Source organism: Pseudomonas violetae (assembly GCF_023072615.1).
GTDB classification, from domain to species: domain Bacteria; phylum Pseudomonadota; class Gammaproteobacteria; order Pseudomonadales; family Pseudomonadaceae; genus Aquipseudomonas; species Aquipseudomonas violetae.
The window spans coordinates 121,787-133,794 of sequence record NZ_JAKNRW010000007.1 but is presented as its reverse complement, the minus strand read 5'-3'; the positions used below and the strand labels follow the sequence as shown (position 1 = coordinate 133,794).

Sequence of the window (12,008 nt, the reverse complement as noted above, 5' to 3'; positions counted from 1 at the left end):
ACATCTCCAGCTGGAGGTGGACTATATGTATAGACCTCCCTGTCCCAACCACCTGAAGGAGCACTCCCATGTCCTGGTCCAAACCTGCTTACACCGACCTGCGTATCGGCTTTGAAGTCACCATGTATTTCGCAAGCCGCTAAGTTGTACTCGCGGTTCAGCGCCTCGGTTCACCGGGGCGTTTTTATTTTAGGATTTGAAATGTTGGAGCGGCCATGTTTGTCCAGATTCTAGGTTCCGCCGCCGGCGGTGGTTTCCCCCAGTGGAACTGCAACTGCGCGAACTGCGCAGGCTTTCGCGACGGCAGCCTGAGGGCGACCGCGCGCACCCAGTCGTCCATCGCGATATCCGATGACGGCGTCAATTGGGTCCTGTGCAACGCCTCGCCGGACATCCGCGCCCAGCTTCAGAGCTTTGCGCCGATGCAACCGGGCCGCGCACTGCGCGATACGGGCATCAGCGCGATCATCCTGATGGACAGCCAGATCGACCACACCACCGGACTGCTCAGCCTGCGCGAAGGTTGCCCGCACCAGGTGTGGTGCACGGACATGGTCCACGAAGACCTAAGCACCGGTTTTCCGTTGTTCACCATGCTGACCCACTGGAACGGGGGGTTGAACTGGAACCGCATCGAGCTCGACCACAGCTTCAGCATCCCCTCCAGCCCGAATCTGCGCTTCACCCCGCTGCCTTTGCGCAGCGCTGCACCGCCCTACTCACCCCACCGGTTCGACCCGCATCCGGGTGACAACATCGGCCTGATCGTCGAAGACCTGAATACTGGCGGCACGCTGTTCTATGCGCCAGGCCTGGGCAAGGTCGATGCGCCGTTGCTGGAGATCATGGCCGGGAGTAATTGCGTGCTGGTGGACGGCACGATGTGGGATGACGACGAGATGCAGCGCCGCGGCGTTGGCACGCGCACCGGTCGGGAAATGGGGCATCTGGCGCAAAACGGCCCGGGAGGTATGCTCGAAGTGCTGGAACAGTTGCCCAATCAGCGCAAGGTGCTTATCCACATCAACAACACCAACCCGATTCTTGATGAGGATTCACCGGAGCGTGCGGAACTGGTTCGACGCAAGGTTGAAGTGGCCTATGACGGCATGAGTATTGTGCTGTAGCTGACGGCCCCATCGCGGGCCAGCCTTGCTCCCACAGAATCACCGAATCTGGGGGAGCCAGCCTGCTGGCGATGAGGCCAGACCAGACACCACCGAACACCGGAGAACCGACGTGACCGACACCCCAATGTCCCCCACCGAATTTGAAGCCGCCCTGCGCGCCAAGGGCGCCTACTACCACATCTACCACCCCTACCATGTGGCGATGTACGAAGGCCGCGCCACCCGCGAGCAGATCCAGGGCTGGGTCGCCAACCGCTTCTATTATCAGGTGAACATCCCCCTGAAAGATGCGGCGATCCTCGCCAACTGTCCGGACCGCGAGATCCGCCGCGAGTGGATTCAACGCTTGCTCGACCACGACGGCGCTCCCGGCGAAGACGGCGGGATCGAAGCCTGGTTGCGCTTGGGCCAGGCAGTCGGCCTCGATCCGGATCAACTGCGCTCCCAAGAGCTGGTATTGCCGGGTGTGCGCTTTGCCGTGGACGCTTATGTCAATTTCGCCCGCCGGGCCAGTTGGCAGGAAGCCGCCAGCAGCTCCTTGACCGAATTGTTCGCGCCGCAAATCCACCAGTCGCGCCTCGACAGCTGGCCGCAGCACTACCCGTGGATCGACCCCACCGGCTACGAGTATTTCCGTACCCGCCTGGGTCAGGCACGCCGAGATGTCGAGCATGGACTGGCCATCACCCTGCAGCACTACACGACGCGGGAAGGCCAGGAGCGCATGCTGGAAATTCTCCAGTTCAAACTGGACATTCTTTGGAGCATGCTCGATGCCATGAGCATGGCTTACGAACTGAACCGCCCGCCGTATCACAGCGTGACCGAACAACGGGTCTGGCATAAAGGAATTATCTGATGAGTTTTGATCGCAGCAAGACCCCCACCTGGCGCCCGGGCTACCGTTTCCAATATGAACCGGCGCAGAAAGGCCACGTGCTGCTCTACCCCGAAGGCATGATCAAACTCAACGACAGCGCCGCGCTGATCGGCGGCCTGATCGACGGCAATCGTGACGTGGCAACGATCATCGCCGAGCTGGACGCGCAGTTCCCGGGCGTGCCGGAGCTCGGTGACGACATCGAGCAATTCATGGAGGTTGCCCGTGCTCAGCACTGGATCGAACTTGCCTGACAGCGTGTCAGGCAAGTTACCGCCCAAGCCTGAAATCGGCCTGCCACTCTGGCTCCTGGCCGAGCTGACCTATCGCTGCCCCCTGCAGTGCCCCTACTGCTCCAATCCCCTGGATTTCGCCGAGCAGGGCAAAGAGCTGAGCACCGAACAGTGGATCAAGGTATTTCGCGAGGCGCGGGAAATGGGCGCCGCGCAGTTGGGCTTTTCCGGCGGTGAACCCCTGGTGCGCCAGGACCTCGCAGAACTGATCGCCGAAGCGCGTAAATTGGGCTTCTACACCAACCTGATTACCTCTGGCATCGGGCTGACCGAACAGAAAATCAGCGACTTCAAGAAAGCCGGGCTGGACCACATACAGATCAGTTTCCAAGCCAGCGACGAGCAGGTGAACAACTTGCTGGCCGGCTCGAAAAAGGCGTTCGCGCAGAAGCTGGAAATGGCCCGGGCAGTGAAAGCCCATGGCTACCCGATGGTGCTGAACTTCGTGACCCATCGGCACAACATCGACAAGATCGATCGTATTATCGAGCTGTGCATCGCCCTTGAGGCGGATTTCGTCGAGCTCGCGACTTGTCAGTTCTACGGTTGGGCTCAGCTCAATCGGGTCGGCCTGTTGCCGACCCAGGAACAACTGGTGCGCGCCGAGCGCATTACCAACGAATACCGCGCAAAACTGGAAGCCGAAGGGCATCCGTGCAAGCTGATCTTTGTCACGCCGGACTACTACGAAGAACGCCCGAAAGCCTGCATGAACGGCTGGGGCAGTATTTTCCTGACGGTCACCCCGGACGGCACGGCCCTGCCCTGTCATGGCGCGCGACAAATGCCGGTACAGTTTCCCAACGTGCGCGATCACAGCATGCAGCACATCTGGTATGACTCATTCGGCTTCAATCGATTTCGTGGTTACGACTGGATGCCCGAACCGTGCCGCTCGTGCGATGAGAAAGAAAAGGACTTCGGCGGCTGCCGCTGCCAAGCCTTCATGCTTACCGGCGACGCGGCCAATGCCGACCCGGTATGTAGCAAGTCGCAACACCACGACGTGATTCTCAAGGCCCGCGAAGAAGCCGAGCACGCGACCCAAACCATCGAACAACTGGCCTTTCGCAATGAACGAAACTCACGCCTCATCGCCAAAAGCTGAGCCTTTCAGCGCCGCCAAGGCCGTCGCCGCCGGTCTCGACTTTGCGCAGCTGCAACTCGGTCACCAGGGCCTGTTCTGGAACGAATACCGTCCTGAGGATGGCGCGTGCCGCATCTGGCATTGGCGCGATGGTCAGGCACGCTGCCTGACGCCTTCCGGGTTCAGCGTGCGAAGCCGAGTCTACGAATATGGCGGCGGCGCGTTCTGCCTGACCGATGACGGGATCGTTTTCGTCAACGAGGCCGACCAGCAAATGTATCGACAGTCGCTCGCGGGTGAGACACCCGTGGTGCTGACTTCAGGTGAATGCCGTTACGGTGACCTGCAATTCGCCGATGGCCAGGTTCTGGCCGTCGAGGAGAACCGGGACCACCATCGGCTGGTCGCCATCGATGTGGCAGACGGCACGCGTCAGCTGCTGTTCGAAGGTGCCGACTTCTATGCCGCGCCGACCCTGAGCAAGGACGCCAGACGCCTGGCGTGGATCGAATGGAGCCGACCGCACCAGCCGTGGACGGCGACCCGGCTAATGGTCGCCGAACGCGGGAATGACGGCGGTTTCGAGAGCCCGCGCTGCATGGCTGGTGACGGGAACGAAGAATCGCTGCAGCAACCTCGCTTCGATACCCATGGCCGCCTGTTCTGCCTGACCGATCGCGCCGGGTACTGGCAGCCCTGGGCCGAGGCCGACGATGGGTTGCGCCCGCTTCCCGCAGCAGCAGCCGACCATGGCCCCGCGCCATGGGAGCTCGGCGCTTGTACCTGGCTGCCCCTGGGCGACGGCAGCTACCTGGCAAGCTGGACCGAACAAGGCTTTGGCAAATTAGGCCTGGCCGGCCATCAAAATGAAGATTTCACTGGCGGCTACAGTCGCTTTCGCCATCTCGCCCTTGATGAGCGATTCATCTACTGCATCGCTGCTTCGCCGGTCAGTCCATCGGCCGTCATTGCCATCGATCGCTGCACCCGCGAGGTCAACGTGCTGGCAGGAGGCATCGCGCCGCTGCCTGCCGATCAGATCAGCATTGCGCAAACCCTGCGTTACCCAAGCGGATCGGGTGAAGCCCACGGCTTCTTCTATCCGGCAATGACCGCTGAGACGAAACCGCCGCTGGTGGTTTTCATCCACGGCGGCCCGACCTCCGCCTGTTACCCGATGCTCGATCCGCGAATCCAGTATTGGACGCAGCGTGGCTTCGCCGTGGCCGACCTGAATTATCGTGGCAGCAGCGGTTATGGCCGGGCCTATCGCCAGGCGCTGCATTTGAGCTGGGGCGAAGTGGACGTCGAAGACGCCTGTGCGGTCGTTTCCCATCTGGCGGACTGCGGTTTGATTGACGGTGACCAGGCGTTCATCCGCGGCGGCAGCGCCGGTGGCTATACCACCCTGTGTGCGCTGGCTTTTCACCACGTCTTCCGTGCTGGCGCCAGTCTTTACGGCGTGAGCGACCCGGTGGCTCTTGGCCGGGTTACTCACAAGTTCGAAGGCGACTACCTGGATTGGCTGATCGGCGACCCGGTGCAGGATGCCGAACGCTACGCCGCACGAACCCCGTTGCTGCATGCGAGCAACATCCGTGTGCCGATGATTTTCTTCCAAGGCGAACTGGATGCCGTGGTAGTGCCGCAGCAGACCCGTGACATGGTCAAGGCGTTGCAGGACAACGGCATTACGGTAGAAGCGCATTACTACGCGGACGAACGCCATGGCTTTCGCAAGGCGAGCAATCAGGCGCACGCGCTGGAGCAGGAGTGGTTGTTCTATCGGCGAGTGATGGGGCTGGACACCTGATATAGAGCGCCCGCATACCCGGAAAGCCAGCGCCTACCCGTGTGGGAGCTGGCTTGCCAGCGATGACGATCTACCTGATGCAACAACTCTCAACGCTTGGCGATGATGTAAACCGCATGCACGATCCCGGGAATATATCCGCATAACGTCAACAGAATGTTAAGCCAGAACGCCCCGCCGAAACCTACCTGCAGGAACACGCCCAGTGGTGGCAACAGAATGGCGATAATGATTCGAATGAAATCCATGGGTCACTCCTGATTGAAGTCGGCTCCTGTGAGCCACACACCTAATCGACCCGCGCCGTTCGTCAGGGTTCACTGGGTACACCCTTTCCGTATCCTTACAGGCAAAAAAACGCCCCACGCCAAAAAAATCAGGCTGGGGCGATGCGTTATACCGCGAGACGGTTCGGACATTCGTTTGAGGCGGGTCTGATCAGACGGCAATCCCTTTGCGGCACTGCAGTTGCGCGGTGCGTACGCGAGAGAACGCACGGGCCAGGCGTAGGAGCATCTCGTCTACGTTGGCTTTGCTCACCGTAAGTGCGGGGGTAAAGCGCAGGCAGCCAGGTTGCGGGGCATCGATCAGCAAGCCTTCGTACAGCGCGGCCTTGACCACCGCCTCCGCCGAGTCGTCGGAAAGACCCAGGCCCCAGAGCAGCCCTTGACCACGCAGTTCGCCGTGACCGTAGCGATGAGCCAGGCGCGCCAACCCCTCGCGCAGGTAGTGGCCTACCCTGTCGACATGTTCGAGAAACCCCCTGTCCTGCAGCGCACTCAGTACCGCCAGGCCCGCCGCCGTCATCAACGCATGACCATGGTGGGTCCCCGTCAGCTCACCGACGTCGAAACAGCAGGCCGTGCCTCGGGCGAGCAACGCTGCCAGCGGTACACCACCGCCCAAGCCTTTGCCCAGCACGACGATATCGGCTCGCACCCCGCAGGACTGTTCCGCCAGCATCTGGCCACATCGGCCGATACCGGTCTGTACTTCGTCGAAGATCAGCAAAATGCCCAATTCGCGGCACAATCGCTCGACGCCTTTGAGGTAATGCTCGGTGGCCGGGATGACCCCGGCTTCGCTCTGGATCGGCTCAAGCATAATCGCCACGGTGCGGGCATCGACAGCCGCATGCAGGGCCGCAAGGTCGTTGAACGGAATGTGGCTGAAGCCAGGAAGTTGCGGTTCGAACCGATTGGTCAGCGTCAAACTGTCCGAGGCCGAAATCGTGGCGAGACTACGGCCATGGCAAGCGTTGCTGGCAACGATGATGCGCGAGGCTCCGGCACGATGCCGCTGGCCCCATTTGCGCGCCAGCTTGATGGCCGCTTCGCAGGCTTCACTACCGGTGTTGAGCAAGTACGCCTGGTCGCTACCGGTGAGGCGGCACAGCCGCTCGCAGAGGCTGAGCATGCCGCGGTTGTGCAAAGCAGAACCTGGGTTGATCAGCGCCTGCGCCTGCTCGGCAATAGCATTCACCACTACTGAGGGGCTATGTCCAAGGCTGTTGGCACCACGCCCCTGAGAGAAATCCAGATACACACGGTCGGCACTGTCCCACAGCCAGGAACCCTGACCGCGCACAAATACTTGCAGGGGGCGCTCGACGCTGGGCATGAGGTAATCATTGGACGGGTTCGCCGTTGTAGATGGCTGGATAGGGTCCAGGGAGAGATCGTCGAGGTCCGGGAGGCTGCGACGCAGATTGAACAGATTCATCAGAATTCACCTCGGTCGAGGTTTTTTGTGTTGCCTATGTAAATGACTTCGACGTAATCGGTGTTCATCGTCCACGGTGGCCCTGTAAGCCTTCTGATTGCAGTTAGACTAGGCGGATGGGCAGCGTCAGACCATTTCGATTTAGCAGTATTTTCGATAAGAGTTACTTATGGATTTCAAGCAACTGCGATATTTCGTCGCGGTCTACGAAGAAGGTCACGTTGGCCGGGCGGCCGAGCGCCTGGCCATCTCCCAACCTGCACTGTCACAGCAGATCCGCCACCTTGAGGACAACCTCGACGTCAGCCTGTTCGAACGCAGCAGCAAGCGCCTGCTGCCGACGCTCGCCGCTCACACGCTGTACAACCACGCCCTGCCCCTGCTCGACGGCTTGCAGCGAGCGCGGGAAGCATTGGGCAGCTTCAAGGGCCAGGCCCTGCGTACCCTGGCCATCGGCGTATTGCAGACCGTCCACACCAGCCTGGTACCCCAGATGCTCGAACGGGTGCGCAAGGCCCAACCGCATCTGGTGGTGCAGATTTATGAACTGACGGGCCTTGAAATCGAAAGGCGGTTGCTCAATGGATCGCTGGATATCGGCATCAGCTACCTGCCGCCCCGTCAGCCTGGTTTGCACGGAGTGCTGCTGTACGAAGATGAACTGACGCTGGTCATCCCGGCGGATCACCCGCTGCGTGAATTCAAGAAAGTCTCGATGAGCCAGGCCGCGGAACTGCCGATGTTGTTGCTGGGGGAGGAGTTTCAGGTGCGACAGATCTGGCAGACACAGCTAGCCAACCTCGGACGACGCCCACAAGTGCAGGCAGAACTGAACAATATGGCGGGGATTCTCGATAGCCTGCCGCACACCCGCCTGGCCACCGTGCTTCCGGGGCGCTCGCAAAAGGCATTGGGCAACGATGAGTTGCTATGGAAACCGCTGACAGAGCCGCGGGTGCCGTTGAAGGTAGGGCTGGTGTGTCGCGATGTGCAGCGCCAACAAGCCTCGCTGGCATTATTGCGAACACTGCTGGAAGAGGTCATCAATGGTCCGGCCGAGCGTTAGACGCGCAGCCCGGCACTTTCTTGCGGACAAAGAAAACCCCGCCGAAGCGGGGCTTTTCAGACTGTTTCCCTGACATCCATTTCGCTCCGCCATCCTGGCAGAATCCTACGTGTCCGTGTTGTTGCTTTGCGCTTCCTGCGCGACGTCCATGTGAAGTAGATTAGCTCTGGATCCAATTTTCGCATAGGGCAGATCGACAGCACGTCGTGTAAGCAAATGCTTACATAGCGTTACATCTTTAAAATTGTGCTGCATCCAGCAGGAACAGCGACTCGCTGCCCGCCTTTACCGAAGCGCTCAACGAATGAATACGCGGCAGCAGGCGCGCGAAGTAAAACCGCGCGGTGCCCAGTTTGCTTGCGTAGAAATCGTCCTGGGTTTCCTTGCCGAACGCGGCCTTGGCCATGAGCGCCCACATATAGGCGTAGGCAACATAACCAAAGGCCTGCAGGTACTCGACCGACGCGGCGCCAATTTCATTCGGGTTGTTTCTGGCACAGTCCAGCAGCCAGGCAGTCAGTTCGTCGAGTGTCGTCACGGCATCGTTGAGCGGCTTGGTGAACTCCGCCAGGTCGACGCTCGCTGTCGCGGTGAAGTGACGGATCTCGTCAGTGAACAGGTTGTAAAACGCCCCGCCATTGCCAACGATCTTGCGGCCGACCAGGTCCAACGCCTGGATGCCGTTGGTGCCTTCGTAGATCTGGGTGATGCGCACGTCACGCACCAGTTGCTCCTGGCCCCATTCGCGAATGTAACCATGGCCGCCAAAGATTTGCTGGCCGTGCACGGTAGTCTCCAGACCCAAGTCGGTCAGGAACGCCTTGGCGACCGGGGTCAACAGCGCCACCAGGTCTTCTGCACGCTTGCGGGTGGTGGCGTCTTCGCTGAACTTGGCGGTGTCGAGTTGCATGGCCACGTAGGTGGAGAATGCACGGCCGCCTTCGTTCGAGGCTTTCATGGTCAGCAACATGCGCCGCACGTCCGGGTGGACAATGATCGGGTCCGCCACTTTGTCCTTGTTCTGAGCGCCGGTCGGCGAGCGGCTCTGCAGCCGGTCGCGAGCGTATTCAATGGCGTTCTGGTAGGAGCGCTCGCCCGTGGCCAGCCCTTGAATGCCGACGCCCAGGCGCTCGTAGTTCATCATGGTGAACATAGCCGCCAGGCCTTTGTTCGGCTCGCCGACCAGATAACCCACGGCTTCGTCGAAGTTCATCACGCAGGTCGCGGACGCCTGGATGCCCATCTTGTGTTCGATTGATCCGCAGTTTGCCGGGTTGCGCGCGCCCAGGCTGCCATCGGCATTGACCATGAACTTGGGCACCAGAAACAGCGAAATGCCCTTCGGCCCTGCGGGTGCGTCTGGCAGTTTGGCCAGTACTAGATGGATGATGTTCTCGGTCAGGTCGTGTTCGCCACCGGTGATGAAAATCTTGGTGCCGCTGACTTTGTAGGAACCATCGGCCTGAGGCTCTGCCTTGGTGCGGATAATTCCCAGGTCAGTACCGGCGTGCGGTTCGGTCAGGCACATCGAGCCTGCCCAGATCCCGGCGTACATGTTCGGCAGGTAGGCAGCTTTGAGCTCTTCGCTGGCGTGAGCATTGATCGACAGGCAGGCACCAGCCGTCAGCATCGGATACAGGCCGAAAGACAGGCTCGCGGAGTTGACCATCTCTTCGACCTGAGCCGATACCGCCTTGGGCATGCCCATGCCACCGTAGGCCGGATCACCACCAACACCGACCCAACCGCCTTCGGCGTAAGTCTGATAAGCCTGCGGGAAGCCTGCCGGCGTGGTCACGGCACCGTCCGCCCAATGGCAACCTTCTTCGTCGGCCGTGCGACTGAGCGGTGCGATACTTTTGCTGGTGACCTTGCCGGCTTCCTCGAGAATGGCCTCTACGGTTTGCGCGTCGACGGTGTCGGCCAGCGCAGGCAACTCGGCCCAAAGTTTGGCGACCTCGAACACTTCATTGAGGACGAAGCGCATATCGCGCAGGGGCGCTTTGTAGTCAGCCATGGCAAACCTCGCAGGATCAGTACAGTTGATTCACAGAAAATATTTCGGTTGAATCGAGTGTACCTCAACAACTTTTACGACACATAGGGTCTACTTGTGACTTGTTTGTAATTTTTAGTCACTAACAGAAACATCGCAACCACCGCCTGCCCTGCAGGAGCTGCCGAAGGCTGCGATCTTTATGACTTATAGCGCAAACAACTCCGCCGGCAACTTCATCAGGCAATCGCTACCCGCCTCGATTGCCGCCCGATGAGCGGCTGTTCGTGGGAGCAGGCGCTTGAAGTAGAACTCGCTGGTGGCCAGTTTAGCCCGGTAGTAATCGACATCAGCACCACCCTCGTCCAACTGCGCCTGAGCAACCAGGGCCATGCGCAGCCACAGATAGCCAAGGATGATGTAGCCGCTGTACATCAAGTAATCCACAGAGGCGGCGCCGACTTCGTCCGGGTTTTTCATTGCGGCCATGCCCACCTGGGTCGTCACCTCGCCCCATTGCCGGTTCAGATCGTTGAGCTGCGCCACGTAGCTGGACAGTTGCGGATGAGCGGCATTGGCGGCGCAGAACTTGTGCACGATCTTGGTAAAGCCCCGCAGCAACGTGCCCTGGCTGCCGAGCACTTTGCGCCCCAGCAGGTCCAGCGCCTGGATGCCGTTGGTGCCTTCATAGATCGGCGCAATGCGGCAGTCCCGCACCAGCTGCTCCATGCCCCATTCGCGGATAAACCCATGGCCGCCGTACACCTGCATGCCGAGGTTGGTCACTTCAAGGCCGGTATCGGTCATAAAGGCTTTGCAAATGGGTGTCAGGAACGCCAGCAAGTCCTCGGCGTCCTGTCGCACTGCTGCATCCGGGCTCAAGTGCGCCACATCCAGCAACTGCGCGGTGAAATAGGTGAGTGCCCGATTGCCTTCGTTGAAGGCTTTCATGGTCAGCAACATGCGGCGCACATCGGGGTGCACGATAATCGGATCGGCGGGTTTGTCCGGAGCCTTCGGCCCGGTCAGCGCACGCATCTGCAGGCGATCATTGGCGTACTTGATCGCGCCCTGAAAACTCGCCTCCCCCAGGCACAACCCCTGCATTCCGGTGCCAAGACGTGCGTGGTTCATCATGGTGAACATGCAGTTGAGGCCCTTGTTCGGTTCACCGATCAGGTAACCCGTGGCGCCGTCAAAGTTCAGCACGCAGGTGGCCGAGGCCTTGATGCCCATCTTGTGCTCAATCGAACCGCAGGAAACACCGTTGCGCTCGCCGGCTTCGCCCTGGGTATCGGGCAGGAACTTAGGCACGATAAACAGCGAGATACCTTTGGTGCCGGCCGGCGCATCCGGCAGTTTTGCCAGTACCAAGTGAATAATGTTGTCACTCAGGTCATGCTCGCCGGCCGAGATGAAGATCTTGCTGCCGGAGATCGCATAGCTGCCATCGCCTGCCGGCACGGCGCGGGTCTTGATGATGCCCAAGTCCGTGCCGCAATGGGCTTCGGTCAGGCACATGGTGCCGGTCCACTGGCCGGCCGTGAGTTTACTCAGGTAGGTCTGTTTCTGCTCTTCAGTGCCATGGGCGTGAATGGCCGACATTGCGCCGTGGGTCAGCCCCGGGTACATGCCCCAGGACGTGTTGCTGGAACCAACCATCTCGCTGATCACCAGCCCCAGGGAACTGGGCAGACCCTGGCCGCCGTATGCCGGATCAGCCGCCAGGCCATGCCAGCCACCTTCAACGTATTGCGCGAAGGCCTGCTTGAAGCCCACCGGCGTAGTGACGACCCCATTATCGAAATGGCAGCCTTCTTCGTCGCCGCTGCGGTTGAGTGGTGCGAGTACGTTCTCGCAGAATTTCGCGCCCTCTTCGAGGATCGCACTGACCATGTCCGGGCTAGCGTCAGTGGCGCCGAGGGCCGCGTAGTTGCTGTGAAAGTCGAACACGTGGTCGATCAGGAAGCGCATGTCGCGCAGGGGAGCTTTGTACTCGGGCATGGTCATTTCTCCGGCAG

The 12,008-nt window shown here is 60.4% G+C and carries 11 protein-coding genes; 7 read left to right on the top strand and 4 right to left on the bottom strand.

Annotated elements, in window-relative coordinates; all coding sequences use genetic code 11:
• Positions 1–68 precede the first annotated feature (68 nt).
• The 6 genes from pqqA to L9059_RS12020 all read left to right on the top strand — a co-directional run bounded on the left by pqqA (position 69) and on the right by L9059_RS12020 (position 5,203).
• Positions 69–143 (top strand): pyrroloquinoline quinone precursor peptide PqqA, encoded by a 75-nt coding sequence (gene pqqA / locus L9059_RS12045; RefSeq protein ID WP_009045898.1) that lies wholly within the window; start codon positions 69–71, stop codon positions 141–143.
• Positions 144–215: 72 nt separating this feature from the next.
• Positions 216–1,127, top strand: coding sequence for a pyrroloquinoline quinone biosynthesis protein PqqB (gene pqqB / locus L9059_RS12040; RefSeq protein ID WP_247291110.1), 912 nt, complete (start codon positions 216–218; stop codon positions 1,125–1,127).
• Between the two features lie 127 nt (positions 1,128–1,254).
• The gene (gene pqqC / locus L9059_RS12035; RefSeq protein WP_247291216.1) at positions 1,255–1,989 is read left to right on the top strand and encodes a pyrroloquinoline-quinone synthase PqqC; all 735 of its coding nucleotides are present in this window, start codon (positions 1,255–1,257) and stop codon (positions 1,987–1,989) included.
• Positions 1,989–2,264, top strand: coding sequence for a pyrroloquinoline quinone biosynthesis peptide chaperone PqqD (pqqD, locus tag L9059_RS12030; protein ID WP_247291109.1), 276 nt, complete (start codon positions 1,989–1,991; stop codon positions 2,262–2,264). Before pqqC ends, pqqD begins: the two co-directional genes overlap by 1 nt.
• 4 nt (positions 2,265–2,268) lie before the next feature.
• Complete coding sequence (gene pqqE / locus L9059_RS12025) at positions 2,269–3,411, top strand: pyrroloquinoline quinone biosynthesis protein PqqE (protein WP_247291214.1); 1,143 nt, start codon at positions 2,269–2,271, stop codon at positions 3,409–3,411.
• Complete coding sequence (locus tag L9059_RS12020) at positions 3,377–5,203, top strand: S9 family peptidase (RefSeq protein ID WP_247291108.1); 1,827 nt, start codon at positions 3,377–3,379, stop codon at positions 5,201–5,203. Before pqqE ends, L9059_RS12020 begins: the two co-directional genes overlap by 35 nt.
• An 89-nt stretch (positions 5,204–5,292) precedes the next feature.
• On the opposite strand, the gene L9059_RS12015 is transcribed toward L9059_RS12020, so the two are convergent.
• Both L9059_RS12015 and L9059_RS12010 read right to left on the bottom strand, forming a co-directional pair.
• Positions 5,293–5,451, bottom strand: coding sequence for a YqaE/Pmp3 family membrane protein (locus L9059_RS12015; RefSeq protein WP_003228885.1), 159 nt, complete (start codon positions 5,449–5,451; stop codon positions 5,293–5,295).
• 190 nt (positions 5,452–5,641) lie between these two features.
• The gene (locus tag L9059_RS12010) at positions 5,642–6,925 is read right to left on the bottom strand and encodes an aspartate aminotransferase family protein (RefSeq protein ID WP_247291107.1); all 1,284 of its coding nucleotides are present in this window, start codon (positions 6,923–6,925) and stop codon (positions 5,642–5,644) included.
• Between the two features lie 169 nt (positions 6,926–7,094).
• Between L9059_RS12010 and L9059_RS12005 the strand changes: the two genes are divergently transcribed.
• A complete protein-coding gene (locus L9059_RS12005) occupies positions 7,095–7,991 on the top strand; it encodes a LysR family transcriptional regulator (RefSeq protein WP_247291106.1) in 897 nt (298 codons plus the stop codon).
• 238 nt (positions 7,992–8,229) lie between these two features.
• Here the strand turns inward: L9059_RS12005 and L9059_RS12000 are convergent, their stop codons facing one another.
• Together L9059_RS12000 and L9059_RS11995 are read right to left on the bottom strand one after the other, a co-directional pair.
• Positions 8,230–10,008 (bottom strand): acyl-CoA dehydrogenase C-terminal domain-containing protein, encoded by a 1,779-nt coding sequence (locus L9059_RS12000; protein ID WP_247291105.1) that lies wholly within the window; start codon positions 10,006–10,008, stop codon positions 8,230–8,232.
• 186 nt (positions 10,009–10,194) lie between these two features.
• Positions 10,195–11,991 carry an acyl-CoA dehydrogenase C-terminal domain-containing protein gene (locus L9059_RS11995; RefSeq protein WP_247291104.1) on the bottom strand — a complete coding sequence of 599 codons (1,797 nt, stop codon included), beginning with the start codon at positions 11,989–11,991 and terminating at the stop codon, positions 10,195–10,197.
• Positions 11,992–12,008 lie beyond the last annotated feature (17 nt).